This window comes from Streptomyces sp. NPDC058464 (assembly GCF_042721035.1).
GTDB lineage: Bacteria > Actinomycetota > Actinomycetes > Streptomycetales > Streptomycetaceae > Streptomyces.
Genome location: NZ_JBHXMA010000032.1, coordinates 39689 through 60227, shown reverse-complemented (window position 1 = coordinate 60227; position 20539 = coordinate 39689). Strand labels below are relative to the sequence as shown.

Below are 20539 nucleotides of genomic sequence, written 5' to 3'. Positions count from 1 at the left end.
ACCGCCCGCCTTCTCATGCGCGGGGCGGGGCGGACGTGGAGGCCCGGAGGACCAGCTCCGTGGCCAGTTCGATGCGTGGGGAGGCGGGCGGGCGGCCCTCCGCCACCGACAGCAGCACGCGGGTGGCCTCGCGCCCCAGTTCCTCGAACGGCTGGCGCACCGCGCTCAGCGGCGGGGACGCCATGGCCGCCACCAGGGTGTCGTCGAAGGACATCACCGCCAGGTCGTCCGGCACCCGGAGGCCCAGCTGCCGGGCCGCCTCCAGCACACCGAGTGCCTGGGCGTCACTGGCGGCGAAGACGGCCGTGGGCGGCCGCTCACCGCGCAGGATCCTGAGGCCGGCCGCGAGCGCCTCGTCGTAGTCGAAGTCGGTCGAACCCACGATCGCCGGGTCGTAGCCGATGCCGGCCTCCTCCAGCGCCGCCCGGTAGCCGTGCAGCCGCGCCGCGCCGGCCAGCGAGTGCGAGCGCCCCGCGACCATGGCGATCCTGGTGTGGCCGAGGCCGAGGAGGTGCTGGACCGCCTCCCTGGCTCCGCTCCAGTTGGTGACCCCGATGCTCGGGATGTCGGCCGACGGCGCGCTCAGCGGGTCCACCAGGACCACCGGGAGCCGCTGCTCGACGATCCGCCGCTGGTCGTCCTCGGCCAGCATCGAGATCACGATGATCAGCCCGGCCGCGCCGAGCGCCACGCACTCCTCCAGCCACTGGCCGATGGACCGCCGGCTCGTGGTCCCGGTCACCACGTCGACGTCGAGCTCACCGGCCGCGTCCACGATTCCGCGGACGACCTCCAGGGTGTAGGGGCCCGACAGGTCCCGGAAGACGGCGATGATCTGCCGGGACGCGGCGGACTCCCGGTCCCAGGAGCGCACGTACCCGTACTGCTCCAGCAGTTCCTCGACCCGGGACCGGGTCTTCGCGCCCACGTCACGGCGCCGGTGCACCACCTTGGACACGGTGCTGAGCGACACGCCCGCCTCCTGGGCGATGCTCGTCAGCAGGCCGTACTGCGCGTCCAGCTGCCCCTTGCCCTGAACGGTCACTGTCCTCGTTCTCCCGTCGGCGACCTGGCGCCATGCAACAGCAGCGGGCGCCGGCGGACAAGACTCCGGCGCCCGCTCGCTCGTGCGGCTACTGGACTCTGCTCCACTGCTGGGTGGCGTTGCCGAGGCCCGTCCACAGCTCGACCTTCGTACCGTTGGCGGTCCCCCAGCCGGTCACGTCGACGACCAGGCCGTTGGAGCGGTTGACGATCGTGCCGTCCACCCGGAACGCCCACTGCTGGCTGGTCTTGCCGTTGCAGGCCCACAGGATCAGCTTGGTGCCCGCGGTGGTGCCGTCGCCGTTCGCGGCCAGGCACTTGCCGGAGATCCGCAGCTCGCCCGCTGTGGTCTGGGTGATGGTCTGGTTGGCGTTGCCCGAGCAGTCGTAGATCTGCACCTGGACGCCGGTCTGGCCGTTCGGGACGTCGAGGCAGCGGCCCGAGTAGCTGCCCTTCAGGGTGAACGTCGAGTCCGTGGGGAGCGGGTCCTGGACCAGCTGCCAGTCCTGCGAGCCGTCGTCGGTCGAGGTGGCCAGCGTGACGGAGCCGCCCGCGGTCGCGCCCGTCATGTAGAGGCCGGTGTTCTTGACCGAGCGGAGTTTGTAGTACCCGCTGGTGGAGGAGGCGACCAGCGTCCACTGCTTGTCCGTGGCGCCGTCGTCGACCCACTGGGCCAGCTTCTGCCCGGCCGTCGCGCTGCCGGTCCAGACGGCGACCGCGCGGCCGCCGGCCTTGTTCAGGAGGGTGATGTCGGAGCCCTTGGCCTGGGTGTGCCAGCGCTGGGTGGTGTCCGAGGCGGACACCGTGCTCGTGACCAGGTCGGGGGTGTTGCCGGTGAGGTTGGCGTCCTGCGTCCTGCCGGACGCGGGGGCGAGGGCCTGGCCGGTCAGCCGGTTGACGAGGGTGTAGTAGGCGCCGTCGGACCGGCCGAGGTCGACCTCGGCGTACTTCACCGGTCCGACGCTGGTGCCGCTCCAGGACGCCTGGAGGATCAGCACGCGTCCGGTCCCGTCGACGTACTGGAGGTCGCGGCTGTACCCGGCGGCGATCGGCGTCTGGTACTGCTTCCAGGTGCCGGTGCTCGTGCCCGACTCGTTCACCCACACGCTCCCGCTGCCGGCCGCGTTGTAGACGATCCGCCCGTCGGGCATCGGAAGGAGGACCGGACTGCCGCCGGTGGCGAGGGTGCTGCCGCCCGACGGCACGGGCAGCGAGGTGATCGCGGCGTCCGTGCCCGAGAAGAACTTCGTCGGGTCGTCGGCGATCCGGTACCGGACGTTCGTGCCGCCGCCCCAGTACTCGTACGTCATGATCCACTTGCCGTCGGTGGTCGGCGCGACCGTGGTCATGCCGGGGCGTCCGCCGCCGATCTCCGTCTTGCCGCCGCCCATGTCCACCGTCGAGCCGGGGACGTCGACGACGGGGCTGCTCCAGGCGGAGGTGCTGGTGCCGACCCAGGTCCGGTGCATGAGGACCTGCCCGCCGGAGTCAGTCGCCGTGGCGTTGTCGGGGTCGAGGGTCGGGGCGCCGGTGCCGGTGTCGTAGCCGGTGTAGTCGTCCTCGTCGGAGTAGTAGGCGATCAACTGCCCGTTGTGGGCGAGCAGATGAGGCTCCCAGACCGGGTCGACCTGCTTGTACGTGTTGGCGGTCGAGGTGCGGCCGACGCTGCCCGCGCTGCCGCCCTGCCAGCCGCCGGCGGCGATGATGTTCCGGAAGCTCCAGGTCGCCCCGTCGTCGGTGCTGGAGTACAGGGCCAGCGCCACGTCCTTGCGGTCGCCGTCGCTGGTCGGCGTCCAGGAGGAGTTCGCGGCCTTCTGCTCCTGGTAGTAGGAGTCGTCCCCCGAGACGATGCTCGCGAGCAGCAGCGTGCCGGCGCTCAGACTGCCCACGCTCTGCGGGAGGACGTAGAGGTACGGGTTCGTCCAGTTGCTCGTGTACTTCGCGTACGCGGAGTCGGAGGACAGGTAGGCGGGGGCCTTGACGTCGGCCAGCTTCGCCCACGTGGTGCCGTCGTCGTCGCTCTTGTAGACGGGCAGGGTCTGCCCCACCGGAGCGGTCTCGCTGTCCTCGAACGTCGCCACGATCCGGCCGTCGGGCAATTGTGCCGACTTCGGGTAGAGCACGCAGGGACTCTTGTTGCAGGCAGCGGAATTCGTCGCAGAATAGAGGTTCGCGGCGCTCGGCTGATATGCCGACGCACCCGTCGCGGCCATGACGGTGAATGCCATACCTATGCCTGCGGCTGCTGCTGCCCCGAGCACCTTTCGCATCAAAGTACGTCTCAACTCGGTTCCTTTGTGCGGTTCCTCTGGCGGGAACGGGCGGAACGGAAATGTGAGGACAGTATTGGGACACGGCAGCGGTGTGTCACGGGCAGGTTTCCGAAAGTGTTTCGCGGGCGAGCGGCGACCGGGACTTGACGCGGCGGCTGCGTGGGCGGCCGTCCGGGCCCTCGGCGCCCTCGCCCGGACTTGAGCGGAACACCGAGCGGAATTCCCGTACGAATAGGGATTCGGGAGTCCGACTCCGCGGCCGGCACGCGTCGCCGGCACCTGCTCGGCCTCGTCGTTGATCTCGCCTTCGAGGGCGGCCTGTTGCGGCAGCCCGCCCTCGAAGGCCGGTTGCAGGACCTTGGCCCGTGCCCGGCTCGCCGACTCGTCGATCAGCCGGTGGTCTCGGTCTGCTGGGCCGGGGCGGGTGGCTGGGCGGTCGCGGGGTGGGGCAGGGGGATCCGCTGGGCGAGCTTGTCGCCCTCGACGTCCAGGTCGGGAAGCAGGCGGTCCAGCCGGGCGGGGATCCACCAGGCTCTGTCCCCCGCGAGTGCCATGGTGGCCGGGACGAGGGTCATCCGGATGACGAAGGCGTCGATGAGGATGCCCGTGGCCAGGGCGAAGCCGGCCTGTTTGATCATGGGCTGGGCGTTGAAGACGAAGCCGGCGAAGACGGAGACCATGATGGTGGCCGCCGCCAGGACGACCGAGCTCGCGCGGGCGAAACCGGTGACGGTGGCGTCGAGGGCGTCGGCGCCGTGGACGTGTGCCTCGCGCATGGAGGTCACCAGGAACATCTGGTAGTCCATCGCGAGTCCGTAGAGGACGCCGGTGATGATGACGGGCAGCAGGCTCACGACCGGTGCGGTGGCGTCGAGTCCGATGAGGTTCTGCAGCCAGCCCCACTGGAAGACGGCCGTGGTCAGGCCGAAGGTGGCGCCGATCGTCAGCAGGAAGCCGACGGTGGCCGTCACGGGGACCATGAGGGAGCGGAAGACCAGGAGCAGGATGAGCAGGGAGAGCCCGAGGACGGTCGCCACGTAGAGGGGCAGGACGTCGGCGAGCCGGTCGGAGACGTCGATCGCGAGCGCGGTGAAGCCGGTGATGCCCACCGTGACACCGTGGGCCGTGCCCGTCCGTGCGCTCTTGGCCCGTACGGCGGTGACGAGGTCCTTGGTGGCGTCGTCGTTGGGACCGCCGGCGGGGACCAGGCTGAGGACGGCGGTGGTACCGGTCCTGTTCATCCCGGCCAGGGAGACCGAGGTCGCGCCCTTCACACCGCGCAGGTCGGAGGCGACCGCCGCGAGCGTCCCGGGAGTGAGGGACCGTCCCTTCGCGCTGGAGTTCACGGCGATCAGGAGCGGGCCGTTGTAGCCGGGGCCGTACGCCTTGCTGGTCAGCTCGTAGCTGCGGCGCTGTCCGGTGTCGGGGTTGTAGCTGGCGCCGGAGGGCAGGCCCAGTTTCATGCCGGCGGCGGGCACGGCCAGGACCGCGGGGATCAGGATCGCGGCCGCGAGAGCGGCGTACTTGTGGCGGACCAGGCGGGCTCCCCAGCGGATGGCCCGTCCGCCGTCGGTGGCGGATACGCGCCGCTGCGTCTTGTGGCGGATCCGGGCGGGGCAGATCCGCTCCTTGACCAGACCCAGCAGTGCCGGCAGCAGGGTCAGGGCGAGCAGCACGGCGATCGCGACCGTGGCGGCCGCGACGACGGCCATGGTGCTGAGCAGGGTGATGCCGACGACCAGGAGTCCGGCGAGGGCGATGACGACGGTGGTGCCGGCGAAGAACACGGCGCTCCCGGCGGTCCCGACGGCACGGCCGGTCGCCTCGTGCGCGTCCAGACCGTCGTCCAGGATCAGCCGTCGCTCACGGTTGACGATGAACAGGGCGTAGTCGATACCCACGGCCAGGCCCAGCATCAGGGCCAGCACCGCGGCGAGCGAGTGGATCTCGAACACGGTGGAGAGGGTGAACGCGCCGCCCACTCCCACGGTGACGCCGACCAGCGCGATGACCAGGGGCAGACCCGCTGCGACGACCGACCCCAGGGTGACCAGCAGGACGAGGGCCGCGACGGTGACGCCGACGATCTCCCCGACGCCGACGATCTCGGGGATCTCCAGCATCGACGCCGACGGCAGCACCTCCAGGCCGCCGCGTGCGGCCTGCCGCTCGGCGGTCTCGATGGTGCTGTCGATCGTGCCGGAGGGAAGCTCGTAGGTCTGCTGGTCGAACTGGAACTGCAGCAGCGCCGTCGAGCCGTCGGCGGAGACGATCACGCCCGGCACCGGTCGGCCCTCCGACCGCAAGGGGACAGGTGTCCTGCTGGAGGACGGCGTTCCGGAGGCCTGGGCCACCGCGGTCTGGGCCCGCACCAGCAGGCTGTTCCGGCCCTTGGCGGCTTCCGCGGCCAGGGCCTTCCTGGCGTCGATGACGTGGTCGTGGCGGTAGACGGCGTTCACCGCCGCCAGCAGGGCGGACCGGACCCCCGCGTCCTCGATCCGGGCGCCGGCCGGGGCCTTGAAGAGCAGCATGCCCTGGCCGCCGGACGCCTCCGGCAGGGAGGTGGCCAGGTCGTCGATGACCTGCTGGGACGGGGTGCCGTCGATGCGCACCTCGTTGCTGAGCTTGACCGGGTTGGTCACGAGCAGGGCTATGACCGCCGTCAGCACGGCCAGCCAGCCGCCGATGACGTACCACGGTTTGCCGTAGGCGAACCTTCCCAGCCGGTACAGCAGAACGGACACAGCTCTCCCCTTCGTCCGGCGGTCCGGCGGTCCGGACCACGTCGCGAAGTGAGAGGGTACTACCAAAGCGATAGTCGACTATCAATGCGATAGGATGCTATCGCCGCCGGAGGGGCGGCCTTCATCGCAGGACAGGGAAGAGTCACGCATGGCAAGCACCAACGAACGCGCTCCCCGGCGGCGGGTCGACGCCCGCTCCAGCGTGGAGCGCATCACCGCCGCCGGACGCACGGTGCTGGGCAGGGGGGACGGCTCGCTGGAGCAGATCGCGGCCGAGGCCGGCGTGGGCATCGCCACGCTCTACCGGCATTTCCCGAACCGCGAAGCCGTCGTGCGGGCCGTCCTGGACGACATCCTCGAAACCGACCTGCTTCCGCTGATCGACGGCGCCGCCGACGCCCCCGACACGCGCCGGGCGCTCCAGGACATCGCCACGCGTCTGCTCGACCTGATCACCGAGGAGCGGGGCCTGGTCACCTTCGCCAGCAACTTCGCCGACGTGGCGGTGGACGTCCTCCAGCACTTCAGCGCCTCGCTCCACCCGCTCCTGGTGCGCGGGCAGCAGGCCGGCGAGATCCGCCCCGACCTCACCGCCGAGGACATCCCGCACTTCCTCGTCATGGCCGTCGCCGGCCTGGCCCTCCCCGGAACCGCGCCCTCGTTGCGAGCCCGCTTCGTCGCCCTGCTCTTCGACGCGCTCGACCCCGCCGGCGCGACCCCCCTGCCCCCGCTGCTCACCGGCGAGGAGGACCTGCGCACCGCCGTCGGCAACGTCACGCGTACCTGAGCTCCCCGGGTCGCGACGTCCTCGGGGGTCAGCGGGGTTCGAGACGCAGCGTGGAGGCGCGGGCCCGGTCGGTCAGGACGTGTCCGACGATGCCGGTGTAACGGCCGTACTTCTCCCGGTAGGCCGCGTCCACATCGGCGTACTCGCCGGGCTCGGCGTCGTGGAGGGCGACGTCGGACCGGACGCCTCCGGCCTCGACGCGTCCCCGGTGCCGGGAGCGTGTGCCGCGGTACCAGGGGCCGTCGACGCCCTTGACCGAGCGGACGTAGAGCCGGTCGCCCGCGCGGACGACCCACATGGTCACGGGGGTGCGGAGGGTGCCGTCGACGCGTTCGGACGCCAGGTCCAGTTCTTCCGCCGCGCCGATCCTTCTCAGGTCGGCGTCGTTCCAGGTGGTCATGGTCCTCACCTTTCGTGGACGGGGGACGATCGTCTTCTGGGGGAGTGCGTCACGCCGTCGGACCGGCGAAGGTCGCGCCGTCGACGACGAACCGGTAGCGCACGTCGGAGGCGAGGATCCGCTCGTAGGCGGTGTTGATGTCCTGCGCGGCGATCAGCTCGATGTCGGCGCTCACGCCGTGCTCGGCCGCGAAGTCGAGCATCTCCTGCGTCTCGGCGATGCCGCCGAACAGCGACCCCGCGTAGGAGCGGCCGTTCTGGCACACGGTGAGGACGTCCATCGGCATCGGCTCCGTCGTCACCCCGGCATTCACCATGGTGCCGTGCAGCCGCAGCATCCCGAGATGGTCGGAGAGGGACACGGGCGCGCTGACGGTGTTCAGGACGATGTCGAAGGTGTTGGCCAGTCCGGTGAACGCCGAGCCGTCACCGGTCACGGCGTAGTCGTCGGCGCCGAGGGCCAGGGCGGCCTCGCGCTTGCCGCCGGACCGGGACAGCACGGTCACGTCGGCGCCCATGGCCTTGGCCATCTTCACGCCGAGGTGGCCCAGGCCGCCGAGTCCGACGACCGCGACCCGGGTGCCGGGCCGGGCGCCGAACCGCTTGAGCGGGGCGTAGACGGTGATGCCGGCGCACAGCAGGGGAGCGGCGGCCGCCGGGTCGAGGGATTCCGGCACGCGGACGACGAAGTCCTCGGGGGCGACGATCGCCTCGGAGTAGCCGCCCTGGGTGTGGGCGCCCGGTTCGACCGGGTCGGGGCTGCCGAAGACCAGGGTGTGGCCCTTGAGGCAGTACTGCTCCTGGCCTGCCCTGCAGTTCTCGCACGCGCGGCAGGAGTTGACCATGCAGCCGATGCCGACCAGGTCGCCGGTCCGGTGGCGGGTGACCTGGGAGCCGACCTCGGTCACCCGGCCGACGATCTCGTGGCCGGGGACGAGCGGGCTGACCGGCAGCGGGCCGAACGCGCCGCCGACGAAGTTGATGTCGGAGTGGCAGACACCGCAGTAGAGGATGTCGAGCCGGACATCGTGCGGGCCGACGTCCCGGCGCTCGATGCTCAGGGCGGTGAGCGGCTTGCCCGCTTCGTGGGCGCCGAACGCGTTGACGGTGGTGGGCATGGTGGTTCCTTTGCGCAGGTACGAGGTGACGTCAGGCTTCTACGAGGCGGTGTCAGGCTTCGGGGATGGTGCGGCCGTAGGTCGCGAGGGTGACGTTCTCCGGCTCGGGGCCGCCGCGGCGGCCGGTCTCCAGGGCGTCGAGGGCCTTCAGCTCGTCCGCGGTCAGCTCGAAGCCGAAGACGTCGATGTTCTCGGCGATGCGGTGCCGCCGGGTCGACTTGGGGATCACGGAGCGGCCGTGCTGCAGGCCCCAGCGGAGCAGCACCTGGGCGGGGCTCTTGCCGTGCGCCTCGGCGATGCCGGTGACGACGGGGTCGGCCAGGACACTCCTGCGGTTCTCGCCGTAGCCCGGGTAGAAGGTGATGCCGCCGATGGGGGACCACGCCTGGTTGAGGATGCCGTGCTCGTCGTCGAAGTCGAGGACGGCGCGCTGCTGGAAGTAGGGGTGGATCTCCAGCTGGTTGACGGCGGGGACGACGGTGGTGGCGTCGAGCAGCGCGGTCAGGTGGTCGACCATGAAGTTGCTGACGCCGATGGCCCGGACCTGGCCGTCCGCGAGGAGCTTCTCCAGGGCGCGGTAGGCGGCGAGGGTCTTGTCGAAGTCGGACGGGAGGGCCTGGTGCAGGATGAGCAGGTCGATGCGGTCGACGCCCAGCTTGGCGGCGCTCTTGTCGAAGCCGTGCAGGGTCTCGTCGTACCCGTAGTCGCTGATCCAGATCTTCGTCTCGACGAAGATCTCCTCGCGGGGTACGGCGGACTCGCGGACGGCCCGGCCGACCTCGCGTTCGTTGCCGTACGCGGCGGCGGTGTCGATGTGCCGGTAGCCGAGGTCGAGCGCGGCCGTGACGGCGGCCCGGGTCTCGTCCGGCGGGGCCTGGAAGACGCCGAGTCCGAGGGCCGGCATCTCGACGCCGTTGTTCAGGGTGAGGGTCTGCATCACAGGGACCTTTCGGTGCGGGTGGCCCGGGAGGGCACGACGAGGGGGGTCACGACGGCCGGCCGGGACCTCGGCCTTCTCCAGGGAACCGCGCCCCGGGCCGTAGGTGGGAGTCACTGCTCTTCCAGGTAATGGCAGTACCTCGCAGGCCTTCGCCGACGGATCTACGGTGAGGAGAACGGCGCTGTCGTCAGGAGACCGGCACCGGATTCACGACGACGATCAGAAGGAGCCACCGCATGTCCGCCCTCGCTGCCACCGCAGAAGCTCCGGGGCCCGAGCATGGCTGACACCGACAGGAAGACCCTGGCTGCCGAGGTCCGTGAGTTCCTGAGCACCCGGCGGGCCCGGATCACCCCGGAGCAGGCCGGGCTGCCGGTCTACGGCGGGAACCGCCGGGTCGCCGGCCTCCGCCGTGAGGAGGTCGCCCTGCTGGCGGGCATGAGCGTGGACTACTACATCCGGCTCGAGCGCGGGAATCTCACCGGCGCCTCGGACTCGGTGCTCGACGCCCTCGCGCAGGCGCTCCAGCTGGACGAGGCCGAACGCACCCACCTCTACGACCTCGCCCGCACGGCGACGCCGTCGGGCAGGCGGCCCACGGTGACCGCGTCCCGGGTGCGGCCCACGATCCTGCGGCTGCTCGACTCGATGACCGACGTGCCGGCGTACGTGCGCAACGCGCGCTTCGACATCCTGGCCGCCAACACGCTGGGACGGGCGCTGTACGCACCCGTCTTCGACTCGCCGCTGTTCGCCCGGCGCGGTCCGGTCAACACCGCGCGCTTCATGTTCCTCGACCCGGCCAGCCAGGAGTTCTGGACGGACTGGGACAAGGGCGCCAACGACGCGGTCGCCTTCCTGCGCACCGAGACGGGTCGGGCACCCCACGACAAGCTGCTCACCGATCTGATCGGAGAGCTCACGACCAAGAGTGACGACTTCGCCCGCCGGTGGGCCCGCCATGACGTGAAGTTCCACCGCTCCGGCGTCAAGCACCTTCACCATCCGCTGGTCGGCGATCTCGCACTGCCCTACGAGGCGATGGACCTGCCGGCCGATCCGGGCCTGCGCCTCAACTTCTACAGCCCGGAACCGGACTCCCGGGAGCGGGAGGCCCTGGGCCTGCTCGCCAGCTGGGCGAGTTCCGGCACCGCCGTTTCCACCGTGAACGACTGACCACCACGCGATCCACACCACACGATCCACCGCACGCGATCCACACCACGCGATCTACACCACGCGATCGAGGAGAACCGTTTCATGCAGTACCGACCGCTCGGGCGCACCGGCGTCCAGGTCAGCCCGCTCTGCCTGGGCGCGATGATGTTCGGCCCCTGGGGCAACGAGGACGAGGCCGACTCGATCCGGATCATCCACCGCGCCCTCGACGCGGGCATCAACTTCGTCGACACCGCCGACGTGTACTCCGCCGGTGTCTCGGAGGAGATCGTCGGCAAGGCGCTCAAGGACCGCCGCGAGGACGTGTTCCTGGCGACCAAGTTCTTCATGCCGATGGACCCGGACGACCCCAACCAGCGGGGCGGCTCACGGCGTTGGATCATCCGTGAGGTCGAGAACTCCCTGCGGCGGCTCGGCACCGACCACATCGACCTCTACCAGGTCCACCGCCCCAGCCCCGACACCGACGTCTCGGAGACCCTCGGCGCCCTCTCCGACCTCGTCCGCCAGGGCAAGGTCCGTTACCTCGGCTCCTCGTCCTACTCCGGCTCCCAGATCGTCGAGGCCCAGTGGGTCTCGCGCGAGCGGAACCTGGAGCGGTTCGTGACCGAGCAGCCGCCGTACTCGATGCTCGTCCGCGGCATCGAGGAGGACGTGCTTCCCACCGCGCGCCGCCACGGCATGGGCACCCTCACGTACAGTCCGCTCTCCGGGGGCTGGCTCTCCGGCCGCTACCGCAAGCACGCCACCGAGGGGCCCGCCTCCGCGGCCCGTCCCCAGGCACGCTTCGACATGAGCACCCCCGCCAACCGGCGCAAGCTCGACGCCGTCGAACAACTCGCCGTCCTGGCGGAGAAGGCCGGTCTCACGCTCATCGAGCTCGCCGTCGCCTTCGTCGTCAACCACCCCGGCGTCACCTCGGCGATCATCGGGCCCCGCACCATGGAACAGCTGGAGGCGTTCCTGCCCGCCGCCGAGGTCACGCTGTCGGCCGACGTGCTCGACGCCATCGACGAGATCGTCGCACCCGGCGTCACCGTCAACCCGGTCGACAACAGCTACGGCGACTTCGAGCTGCGCGCCGACCAGCGGCGGCGGTGACGCACAACGCCCGGGGGTTCACGCGACCCTGCCCAGTGATGCCCGCGCCACGGCTGTTCCGGCCCGGAGCGCGGTGACCGGGTCGGGCGCCATGTCGAGCTCGATGAGGACCGTGTCGGCTCCGGGGGTTCGGGACATGGCTGCCGCCCAGCCGGGCCAGTCCACGATGCCCTGGCCCAGTTCCGTCATGTACGGCTGCTGCCGGGCGTACACGGTCTCGTCGATGGTGAGGTGGGTGTCGATCGGTCCGACCGCGTCCTTCCAGTGCGCCAGGGCGATGCGCGCTGCGTGGCGGCGGGCGACGGCCACCGGGTCGCCGCCGCCGAGGGCGATGTGGCAGGAGTCGGGGCACAGCCAGACGTACTGCGGGTCGGTGAGGGCCATGAAGAGGTCGATGTCGCGCTCGTACCAGAGGGTGCTGTTGGACTCGGTGTGCAGGGCGAGTCGCACGCCGTGCCGGGCGACGGCCTCGCCGACGGCGTGGGCGACGCCGGCCATCCGGTTCATGTAGGCGGCGTCGACGAAGAGGGGCGGGCGGGTCCCGAACGTCCGGCGCATGGGCAGCCCGGCGACGAGGAGGTCGGCTCCGGCCTCGGCGACGAAGGCCGCGCGGCGCTCCGCGTCGGCCACGATCGCCGGGAGGCTGCCGGCGTCCTGCCAGTCGGGGGCGTCGCTGTCCGCGATGAAAGCGCTCACCAACGACAGTCCGCGGACGTCCAGTTCGCGCCGGAACGCCGACGCGCTGCCGAACGCCCGCAGCACCGAGCCGATGTCACCGGGTGCGAAGGTCAACTCGAGTCCGGTCACGCCGGATTCGGCCATCGCGTCCATCACCCGCTCCCAGAAGGCCACGGGGTCGGCGAGGGCCTTGTCGCGCACGGCGTCGTCGGAGTCGAGGCCCCAGAAGGCGGGGTGGTAGAAGGTGATGACGTCGGTGGCGAAGCGCGGTGTCACTCGGAGCCTCCTCGGGCGTTGTAGACGGCGACCTCGTCCGCGTCGACGGCTTCCCGGTAGGCGCGGAACACGGTCAGCGCCTCGTCGCGGAGCACGTCCCGTACGACCTTGATGCCGCGGGCCTCGAACTGCTCGGCCCAGTCCGCGCCGAGCGGGCCCTCGTCGAAGGTGGTGATCTCCTCCAGTTCCGGGCCCTGTCCCGCGACCACGAGACCGCGCACCCCGGACCACAGGGTGGCGCCGTAACACTGGACGCACGGACGCCAGTTGACGACGAGCTCGTGTGCCGGCACCCCGCGGCCGCCCAGGTCCCAGCCGCCGGTCGCCTGCTGTGCGAGCCCGAGGGCGACGACCTCGGCATGGGCGCTGGAGACACCGGAGGCGAGGACGACGTTCACGCCCACCGAGACGATCCGGCCGGTGTCCTGCTCGGCGACCAGCGCGGCGAACGGACCGCCGTTGCCCTCGCGCCAGTTGCGGTCGGCCAGCCGGTGCACGAGCCGCATCCGGTCCGCCCGGTCGGGGACGACGGCGGGCACGTCGGCCAGCTCGTCGTCGATCCACGCGGGCAGCGAGACGCGGAACTCCCTGGGAATGTCGATCATGTTCAGACCTTCTGTCGAGGGGCGGTGGTGAGCGTGGACTTACGCCGGTGCGCGGTGAGCGCGGTGACGGCACGGGCGGCCCGGACGGCGGTCACGGCGCCCGTCAGGGTGACGTTCGCGGCCATCGCCGTGGGGATCACACCGTTGCCGGCGAGGTACAGGTTGTCGTGGCCCCACACCCTGCCGTCCGGGTCGCACACGCTGGTGCCGTCGTCGGCGGGGCCGGAGCGGACGGTGCCGGTCAGATGCAGCGAGGAGCCGGGCGGCAGCAGGGCGCTCTCGGTCGCGGGGTCGAAGGGGCCGAACTCCTCGGCCAGCGAGCGGACTTCGTCCTGCGCCCGGCGGATCAGCGTCCGGTCGGCGGCGGAGTGGGCGAACTCGACACCGATCCGGGGCATCCCGGCGAGGTCCGTGTCCGACTCCGAGAACACCAGCCGGTTCTCCGGACGCGACTCGACCGGGACGTACAGCGAGATGCCGACCGAGTGGGCGAGCGGGCGGCCCGCCTCGTCCAGGTACGTGCGGTTCATGATCTGGCCGTGGAACGGCTGCGCGGCGCCGTTGTGCGGCAGCCACAGGGAGTCGGTGCTGAACTCGCCGGGGCGCGGCAGCGGCAGTGCGTCGAGGCCGATGCCGAACCGGTCGAGGTCGAGCAGTGCGCGGGCGGTGACGAAGGCGTGTTCGTTGAGGCGGCGGCCCAGCGCGTCGGGGCGGATGCCCGAGGCGAAGAGCAGTTGCGGAGTGCGCAGGGCGTCGGCGCACACCACGACGGTGTCCGCGTCCAGGTCCGACTCGAAGCCGTCGGCGACCCGGCGCAGCCGGGCGCCCGCGACCCGGCCGTGCACGACCCGGAGCCTGGTGACGAGTGTGCCGGTGACCAGGGTGAAGGCCGGGTCCGCGGCCGTCGCGAGCGGCGGGAAGACCGTCGCCGGGGCGGTGCGCGGCATGGGGCCGGCGGTCGTCGGCGTGACGGCCATGGGCATCGGCTGCGGGTGTCGGTCGGCCGGTCCGATGCCGTCGTAGCGGCGCCGCAGTACGTCGAGGACCAGCTGACCGACCCTCGTCGGACCGATCGCGGCGGGTGCGACCGCGAGGAGGCGGCGGGCGGTGTCGAGGTCCGTCGCCCAGGCGGCCGGGTCCCCGGAGTCGAACACCTCGTGCCCGTGCGGCCAGGGTGTCGCGGCTGTCCAGTGCACACCCATGCCTCCCGCGTTCCACGCGAGCGCCGCCTGGGGCATCGCCTCGGCGTCCTCCCCGAAGGCGAGCGCGTGGTACATGCCGGGCGGCAGGTCGGTGAGGTCGCCGGGGACCTCGCGCACCACCTCGGCGCCCGTGTACATGCCCTGGATGCCGGTGGCGACCTGTTCGTTGTAGCGGGCCCAAAGGAGGGGATCGTCGAGGTCGTGCAGGTGTCTGCCGGGGGTGTCGCCGATCGCGGTGCCGGCTTCGACCATCGTGATCCGCAGCGCCGGATCGGACGCGCGCAGTCGCCGGGCCACGACGGCGCCCATGATGCCGCTGCCCACGATCAGGACATGGGTGTGGGGGGTGTGGGGCACGGAAAGCTCCAAAGGATCGGTGACGCAGGGGGTCAGAGGCTCGGTACGGGAGGTCCGAACAACTGGGTGTCCATGCGGTCGAGTGCCAGCTTCACGGCGCCGACGAGGGTGGCGTCGCGGCCCAGGCCGGTGGTCCGCAGCTCGACCGCGGGGGTGCGGGCGGCGCGCAACGCCTCGCGCACCCGGGGCAGCAGCACGTCGGACGCGTCCTCCAGACCGCCGCCCAGCACGATCAGGGAGGGGGCGACCGTCCAGGACAGGGTGGTGAGGATCGCGGCGATGTGCGCCACGAACTCGTCGACCTCGGCGAGCGCGCCCGCCTCGCCCGCCCGGGCGGCCTCGACGCGGCCGAGCGCGACGGCCCGGCGCTCCGGCTCCGGCGAGGTGAGCCAGGCGACCGGCCGGTCCTCGACCGAGTCCGTCCGCATCGGCACCGCCTCGATGATCTCGCCCGCCGCTCCGTCGAGCCCCCGGTGCACCGCTCCCCGGATCAGGATGCCGAGGCCGGCCCGGTTGCCGAGCATCGCCCAGACGACGTTGTCGTGGTCACCGGCCACGCCGCGCCAACGCTCCCCCAGGGCACCGAGGTTGGTGTCGTTGTCCGCGAACCAGGGCACCCGGATCCGGCGGGTGAGTTCCGCGGGCAGATCCACGCCCTCCCACCGGGTCGTGTGCACGAGCCGCCGTACCACGCCGTCGTCGTCGATCGCGCCACCGCTCGCGAGCGCACCGGCCCGCAGCCGCTCGACCGACCCGCCCGCGTCCGCCAGCGCTTCCCGCACCAGCGTCGCCACGTCGTCGAGCGAGGTCCGCGGGTCCGGGTAGGAGCGCAGCGGGCGGTGCGCCCGGCCGACGATGCGGCCGCGCACGTCCGCGACGACCGCGGACACGGTCTCCGTGGTGATCTGCGCGGCGGCCAGCAGGGCGTGCTCGGCCCGCAGTTCGTAGCGCCGGGCGGGCCGGCCGGCGCAGCCCCGGGCGGGTACCCGGTCGAGTTCGGCCACCCAGCCGGCCGTCAGGAGGGAGTCGAGGATCAGCTCTATGGTGCGCCGTGACAGAGTCGTCCGCTCGGCGAGGGCGGTGAGCGTCGTCGGCCCGGCCGACACCGCCAACGCCCGCAGAATCACAGAGGTGTTGACCCGGCGTACCGCGCTCTGGTTCATGCCCGCCATCAGCCCGCCTCCGCCGCTGCCGGGACCACGGGGTCGTACCCGCCCGTGACGTCGGCGGCGGGCGCGGCGCCGGGGCGGCCGTACTCGCGTGCCGTGTCGCCGGGTCCGCCGGTCGCCGGCGCCCAGGACGGCCGTCGTCCGTGCACGAACCCGACGAGATCCGCGTGCATCGACGCGGCCAGCTCCTGGGGCGGGCGCGGGCCCAGGGCCGCGCGGACGCCCGGTGCGTCCAGGACGTCGTAGAAGAACGGGATGTCGACGCAGTGGGTGGCGCCGCCGGTGGTGGGGGAGGGCCACTCGAAGGAGTACAGCCAGGTCCCGGCGGTGGCCTTCCGCCTCAGGCGTGCCGCGCGCGGGCAGGCGGCGCGGAAGAGGGTGTCGGTGACCCGGGTGCCGGCCGCGCGGGCGGACCGCGCTGCCGCATCCGCTGCCGCGTCCGCTCTCACTCCGCCGTCGAACTCGTCGCCGGTCGCCCCCAGCAGCAGCGGTACGTCGAGCCCGTGCCCGGCGAGCCCTTCGGCGAGGGACACCGGCAGGATGCCGTCACCCGTGACCGGCCCGAGCACCAGCACCTCCTCGCCTCTCACATCCCTTACCGCCCGCTGCAGTTGTGCCACGCCGACGCCGCCGAATCCCTCCCGCGTCGGCGGTACGCCGAGCCGCGCCCCGAGCCGTTCCAGGAAGCCGTGGGCGGTGTCCCTTCCCGTCTCGAAGAAGCCGCCGGAGATGCTCACCGCCCGCTGGAAGCGGCCCCGGGCGGCCGGTGACGCCAGCAGCGCCAGCACCGCCGCGCCTCCGGCCGACTGCCCGGCGAGGGTGACCCGGTCCGGGTCACCGCCGAACGCGGCGATGTTCTCCCGCACCCAGTCGAGAGCGAGCAGCATGTCGCGCAGCCCGAGATTGGCCGGTACGCCGTCGAGCGGCGCGAACCCGTCCACGCCCAGCCGGTAGCCGACCGTCACGGTGACGACCCCGTCGCGGGCGAAGGAGCGCCCGTCGTACCAGGGGCTCGCCGGACTCCCCGCGAGGAAGCCGCCGCCGTGGATCCACACCAGGACCGGGCAGTGCTCGGCGTCGACCGGGGCGACGACGCCCAGGTTGAGCACGTCGTCGCCCGGCACGGACGGCTCCGGGATCGTGGTCGTCGCCGACAGCGGCACCGCCTGTGCGGTCGCGCCGTGCCGGGACGCGTCGTACGGCTCGGTGAACCGGCCGCGCGGGACCGGCGTCGCGAACCGCCGTACGCCGACGGGCGCTTCGGCGTACGGGATGCCGAGGAAGCGCCGGACCCGGCCCGCCCGGCGGCCGACGACCGTGCCCGCCGGGGCCCGCACCGTGTCCGTCGTGATCACCGTCACCGTCACCGCATCCCCGTTCCCGCGATGCCCTGCACGAAGTACCGCTGGAGGCACAGGAAGAGCACCAGCACCGGCAGCATCACCACGATCGCACCGGCCAGCATCAGACCGTAGTCGGTGACGTGCGCCGCGGCCTGGCTGGTGGCGGCGAGGCCCACCGGGAGGGTGTACGTGGACATGCTCTGGGCGACGACGAGCGGCCAGATGAAGTTGTTCCACGAGGTGAGGAACGACATGATCGTGATCGTCGCGACCGCGGGACCGGCCAGCGGCAGGAAGATCCGGAAGAAGATCCGGAACTCGCCCGCCCCGTCGATCCGGGCGGCCTCCAACAGCTCGTCGGGGACCGACAGCGCGTACTGGCGCATGATGAACACCGACAGCGGCAGTGCCACGGCGGGCAGCGCGATGCCGGTCAGGGTGTCCGCGAGGCCCAGGTCGACGGTGATCACGAACTGGGTGACGAAGACCGTGGTGAACGGCACCATCATCGCCCCCATGACCGCCCCGAACGCGAGCCGCCTGCCCGCGAACTCCAGCTTGGCGAGGGCGTATCCGGCGGCCGACGCGGCCACGACGTTCCCGACGACCACCATCACCGCCACGACGACGCTGTTCACCAGGAACCGGCCGAAGCCCTGGGTGCGGAACAGCCGGACGAAGTTGTCGAGAGTGAAGTGGTGCGGAAGCCAGGCGCCGGGGTCGGAGCGGATCTCGTCGAGACTGCGCAGCGAGCCGCCGGCCACCCAGACGAACGGCAGCAGCGTGAGCAGCGCGCACAGCACCAGCGCCCCGTACAGCAGGGGCTGGGAGAGGGACCGGCGGCGTACGGAGGTCCGGTCGGCGGCGGTGGGTTCGGTGTCGGTGCGTTCGGCGCCGGTGTTCTGGTACGCGGCTACGGCGGTCATGAGCGGGGCCTCAGCAGTCGGAACTGGACGACACTCACCAGGGCCACCATGACCAGCATCACGAAGGACGCGGCCGACGACATGCCCAACTGGCCCACGCCGAACTGGTGGTAGGTGTACAGCGCCACCGACTCGGTGGAACCGAGCGGGCCGCCGTCGGTGAGCAGGTAGGGCTCGTCGAACACTTGCAGGTAGAAGACGGTCAGCAGGACCGACACCATCAGGGTGGTGGGCATCAGCATCGGCAGGGTGATGTGCCTGAGCTGCCGCCACCGGCCCGCCCCGTCGAGGGCCGCCGCCTCGTACACGTCCCCCGGGATCGCCTGGAGCCCGGCGAGGAACAGCACCATCGCGGTGCCGAAGTTGCGCCAGACGCCGAGCGCGATGACCACGGGCATGGCCAGATGGGTGTCGTCCAGCCAGTTCGGCCCGGCCAGGCCGACGGCGGACAGCACGCTGTTGACCGTGCCGTTCTCGTTGAAGGCGTACCGCCAGATCAGGGCGACCGCGACGACGTTGGTGACGACCGGCGCGAAGAAGACCGTGCGGAAGGCGCCGCGCAGCCGCCGGATGCCGGAGTTCAGCGCCAGGGCCAGCACGAACCCCACCGCCATGGTCAGCGGCACCCCCACGGCCACGAACAGCGCGGTGTTGAGGATGTCCCGCACGAAACTGTCGTCCTGGAACAGCCGGACGTAGTTCGCCAGGCCGGTGAAGTCCACCGCGAGCGGATGCCGCAGGTCCGAGCCGCGCAGATCGGTGAGGCTGAAGCCGAGCGCGGCGACGGTGGGCACGGCCGTGTAGACCAGGAAGACCAGCGTGAACGGCGCGAGGAACAGCCAGCCGACGGCCGTCCGGCGGGTCCTCACCGCGCTCCCGTGCCGAGGCTCTCGGCGTACGCCTGGACGTTCGCCGCCGCCTTCGCCGCGCTCTCGGTGCCCTTGGCCACGGCCTCCATCTCCTTGCCCAGCCGGGTGGCGACCTGCTGCCAGGTGGACACCTGCGGGAACGCCCGGGTGTTCTTCAGCTGGGTCAGGAAGGCGTCCAGCAGCGGCTGTCCCTTGATCGCCGAGTCGTCCCAGGCGGAGACGACCGCAGGCAGCGAGCTGTACGCCTTGTACTGCGCGACCTGGGTGCCGGGCTTCGCCAGATACCGGACGAACTTCCACGACGCGTCGGTGTTGCCCGCGTCGGCGAGCACGCCCCAGCTGCCGCCCGCGGAGAAGGACACACTGCCCGACGACCCCGCCGGCAGCGGCGCGGTGGCGACGTGGTCCGCCGTCCAGCCGGTCTTCTTCGCCGCGGTGTCGAGCTGCCCGACGACCCACGGGCCCGTGATCATCATGGCCGTCTTCCCGGACACGAAGTACGGCTGCGCGTCCAGGAAGGTCGGTCCACCGGTGTCGGCCACCTTGGAGGTGAAGAACGACGCGTTGTACGTGAGGGCGTCGGCCATGGCCGGGGTGTCGAGCGTCCACTTCCCGCCGGAGAGCAGCGAGCCGCCCGCCTGCCAGGCGTACATGGCGACGTCCTGGCCGTTGAAGATGTCCCAGCCGATGTCCGCCCCCAGCCCGTGCGCCGCCCCGGCGCCCTGGAGCGCCTTGAGGAAGGGCACCATCCCCGCCCAGGTCGTCGGCGCCGTGACACCTGCCTTCTCGGCGAGGTCGGAGCGGTAGACCAGCGCGTACGTGTACGCGTACCAGGGGACCGTGTAGGCGACGTCCTCGACCACACCGGCGTCCCAGAGGCTGGTGAAGAAGGACTTGGGGTCGACCAGGTCGTCCGGCACGGCCCGCAGGATCGACGGGTCGAGGAACTGGGCCTGCGACTCCGGGAAGAACTGGGCGACGTCCGGTCCCTTGCCCGCGGCGATCGCCGACTGGAGCTTCGTGTAGTACTCGGCGTTCGGGATCAGCGTGAACTTCACCGTGAGCTTCGGGTTCGCCGCCTTGAACGGCTTGATCACCTTGTCCAGGACGTCCGCGTCGCCCTGGGCGGCCCAGACGTTCAGGGTGCCGGTGGCCGGAGAGTCGTCGACGGGCGCGGCGGAGGACTTCGCGGCCGTGGTCGCGTCGCCACGGCCGCAGCCGGTGAGTGCGCCGGCGCCGAGCAGCGCCAGGCCGGCGGTCAGCTTCAGGGCACCGCGTCTGGAGGGGAGGGACATTCGGGGGCTCCTGGATTTCGCGGGAAAGCAGCGTTATCGCTGACTGCGAAGCTACGAACGCCGTGTTGCACGGGCGTGGCCGAGCCATCACGAATAATTTCGGAACTTGTAGCGAAATCGACGGGGCGCTCAACAGGAGCGTTCCGCCGCGGATCACGACGGCTCTGCGCGGTGCGATACAGGCGGCCACGACGAGGTCCGGGGCACGCGCGGCCGGAGCCTCGACGGCCTTGA

General features: G+C 71.6%; 17 protein-coding genes. 3 read left to right on the top strand and 14 right to left on the bottom strand.

Going from position 1 to position 20539, the window contains the following annotated elements:
• Positions 1-13: 13 nt before the first annotated feature.
• The 3 genes from ACFWPQ_RS35270 to ACFWPQ_RS35260 all read right to left on the bottom strand — a co-directional run bounded on the left by ACFWPQ_RS35270 (position 14) and on the right by ACFWPQ_RS35260 (position 6061).
• On the bottom strand, positions 14-1045 hold the full coding sequence (locus ACFWPQ_RS35270) for a LacI family DNA-binding transcriptional regulator (protein ID WP_384043998.1): 1032 nt from the start codon (positions 1043-1045) through the stop codon (positions 14-16).
• Positions 1046-1133: 88 nt separating this feature from the next.
• Positions 1134-3314, bottom strand: coding sequence for an RICIN domain-containing protein (locus ACFWPQ_RS35265; RefSeq protein WP_384044159.1), 2181 nt, complete (start codon positions 3312-3314; stop codon positions 1134-1136).
• Positions 3315-3706: 392 nt separating this feature from the next.
• Entirely contained in the window at positions 3707-6061 is a 2355-nt protein-coding gene (locus tag ACFWPQ_RS35260; protein ID WP_384043995.1) for an MMPL family transporter, read from the bottom strand.
• A 148-nt stretch (positions 6062-6209) separates the two neighbouring features.
• Between ACFWPQ_RS35260 and ACFWPQ_RS35255 the strand changes: the two genes are divergently transcribed.
• Positions 6210-6848 carry a TetR/AcrR family transcriptional regulator gene (locus ACFWPQ_RS35255; protein ID WP_384043992.1) on the top strand — a complete coding sequence of 213 codons (639 nt, stop codon included), beginning with the start codon at positions 6210-6212 and terminating at the stop codon, positions 6846-6848.
• A gap of 28 nt (positions 6849-6876) precedes the next feature.
• Here the strand turns inward: ACFWPQ_RS35255 and ACFWPQ_RS35250 are convergent, their stop codons facing one another.
• From ACFWPQ_RS35250 to ACFWPQ_RS35240, 3 genes are read right to left on the bottom strand one after another with little or no spacing between them, the layout of a single operon-like run.
• Positions 6877-7248 (bottom strand): DUF2255 family protein, encoded by a 372-nt coding sequence (locus ACFWPQ_RS35250; protein ID WP_384043990.1) that lies wholly within the window; start codon positions 7246-7248, stop codon positions 6877-6879.
• Positions 7249-7297: 49 nt separating this feature from the next.
• On the bottom strand, positions 7298-8365 hold the full coding sequence (locus ACFWPQ_RS35245) for an NAD(P)-dependent alcohol dehydrogenase (protein WP_384043986.1): 1068 nt from the start codon (positions 8363-8365) through the stop codon (positions 7298-7300).
• 52 nt (positions 8366-8417) lie between these two features.
• Positions 8418-9302, bottom strand: coding sequence for an aldo/keto reductase (locus tag ACFWPQ_RS35240; RefSeq protein ID WP_384043983.1), 885 nt, complete (start codon positions 9300-9302; stop codon positions 8418-8420).
• Between the two features lie 282 nt (positions 9303-9584).
• Between ACFWPQ_RS35240 and ACFWPQ_RS35235 the strand changes: the two genes are divergently transcribed.
• Together ACFWPQ_RS35235 and ACFWPQ_RS35230 are read left to right on the top strand one after the other, a co-directional pair.
• Positions 9585-10481: a helix-turn-helix transcriptional regulator gene (locus ACFWPQ_RS35235; RefSeq protein ID WP_384043980.1), complete on the top strand. Its 897-nt coding sequence runs from the start codon at positions 9585-9587 to the stop codon at positions 10479-10481.
• Between the two features lie 84 nt (positions 10482-10565).
• Entirely contained in the window at positions 10566-11585 is a 1020-nt protein-coding gene (locus ACFWPQ_RS35230) for an aldo/keto reductase (protein ID WP_384043977.1), read from the top strand.
• Positions 11586-11603: 18 nt separating this feature from the next.
• Here ACFWPQ_RS35230 and ACFWPQ_RS35225 read toward each other — a convergent pair whose 3' ends face one another.
• From ACFWPQ_RS35225 to ACFWPQ_RS35190, 8 genes are read right to left on the bottom strand one after another with little or no spacing between them, the layout of a single operon-like run.
• Positions 11604-12539, bottom strand: a complete 936-nt coding sequence (locus tag ACFWPQ_RS35225; RefSeq protein ID WP_384043974.1) for a sugar phosphate isomerase/epimerase family protein — start codon at positions 12537-12539, stop codon at positions 11604-11606.
• Positions 12536-13144: a nucleoside deaminase gene (locus tag ACFWPQ_RS35220; RefSeq protein ID WP_384043971.1), complete on the bottom strand. Its 609-nt coding sequence runs from the start codon at positions 13142-13144 to the stop codon at positions 12536-12538. The genes ACFWPQ_RS35225 and ACFWPQ_RS35220 overlap by 4 nt, the downstream gene beginning before the upstream one ends.
• 2 nt (positions 13145-13146) lie before the next feature.
• Positions 13147-14703, bottom strand: a complete 1557-nt coding sequence (locus tag ACFWPQ_RS35215; RefSeq protein WP_384043968.1) for a GMC oxidoreductase — start codon at positions 14701-14703, stop codon at positions 13147-13149.
• Between the two features lie 32 nt (positions 14704-14735).
• Entirely contained in the window at positions 14736-15866 is a 1131-nt protein-coding gene (locus tag ACFWPQ_RS35210; protein WP_384044157.1) for an ROK family protein, read from the bottom strand.
• An 8-nt stretch (positions 15867-15874) separates the two neighbouring features.
• Positions 15875-17233, bottom strand: coding sequence for a carboxylesterase family protein (locus ACFWPQ_RS35205; RefSeq protein ID WP_384043965.1), 1359 nt, complete (start codon positions 17231-17233; stop codon positions 15875-15877).
• 2 nt (positions 17234-17235) lie between these two features.
• Positions 17236-18141 (bottom strand): carbohydrate ABC transporter permease, encoded by a 906-nt coding sequence (locus tag ACFWPQ_RS35200; RefSeq protein WP_384043962.1) that lies wholly within the window; start codon positions 18139-18141, stop codon positions 17236-17238.
• A complete protein-coding gene (locus ACFWPQ_RS35195) occupies positions 18138-19010 on the bottom strand; it encodes a carbohydrate ABC transporter permease (protein ID WP_384043959.1) in 873 nt (290 codons plus the stop codon). Before ACFWPQ_RS35195 ends, ACFWPQ_RS35200 begins: the two co-directional genes overlap by 4 nt.
• On the bottom strand, positions 19007-20305 hold the full coding sequence (locus ACFWPQ_RS35190; RefSeq protein WP_384043956.1) for an extracellular solute-binding protein: 1299 nt from the start codon (positions 20303-20305) through the stop codon (positions 19007-19009). Before ACFWPQ_RS35190 ends, ACFWPQ_RS35195 begins: the two co-directional genes overlap by 4 nt.
• Between the last annotated feature and the right edge of the window lie 234 nt (positions 20306-20539).